Source organism: Mycobacterium sp. NAZ190054 (genome assembly GCF_001545925.1).
Lineage (GTDB): Bacteria > Actinomycetota > Actinomycetes > Mycobacteriales > Mycobacteriaceae > Mycobacterium.
Genome location: NZ_LMVQ01000496.1, coordinates 1 through 796 on the forward strand (window position 1 = coordinate 1; position 796 = coordinate 796).

Consider the following 796-nt stretch of genomic DNA (forward strand, 5'->3'; position numbering starts at 1 on the left):
GAATCCAGCCGGTCTATCTCATCGTCGTTATCGCCGTCACCGGCCTGACTGTCCTGCCGAACAACCATGGACATCATCGTGCTCCATCTGGCTCATGCAGCTCCTACACAAACCATCTGACACGCCCTCACCGTCGGATTCGGGTTTGGGTGCGGGTTCGGGGCGGGGTTCGGCCTTGATCGCGGTCCGCAACTGGCTGACCGTGGCATGCGCGGCGAACTCGGCGTAATGGGCATCCGAACCCGCCCCGGCCCGTTCGGCGATCACCCCGACCTGATCCAACGACAACCGGCCCTCCCGCAAACCCCGGCTACACCGCGGAAACTCCCCCATCCGCCGCGCCACCGCCACGATCGTCTCGGCATTACGCCACGAGGTGCCCAGCTTCCACGCGATCAACCCCTCCATCGACTTCACCCCGGTGATCGCCCACAACCCGGCCCGATCGATCTCGGCGGCGATCTCGGCGATCCGCCCGTCGATGGCGTTGCGCTGACCGGCCAACTCCGCCAACTCCTCGAAAAACGCCTCCAGCCGATCAGACTGACGCACCACACCCCCAGTGCCAGTACCCACCGGAACCCTCGACGCCATAACCCCATCCTGACACCACCCACCGACAAAACCGGCACCCACGAAACCCACTCCCGCACAACGCCCTTCCCCAATTGGCCTGCTCCGCGTTTTTCAGACTGCGGATTTCGCGGGAATTAAGCCGCGAGCTGTGAATTCATATATTCGGTGCGGACTTCATGCGGTGTGCGGTAGCCGAGCGCGGAGTGAAGTCTGCGTCGAT

The 796-nt window shown here is 63.6% G+C and carries 1 pseudogene; it reads right to left on the reverse strand.

The window, feature by feature from the left end:
- Positions 1–126: 126 nt before the first annotated feature.
- A pseudogene (locus tag ASJ79_RS24910) lies at positions 127–594 on the reverse strand (DUF222 domain-containing protein); the annotation flags it as partial.
- Between the last annotated feature and the right edge of the window lie 202 nt (positions 595–796).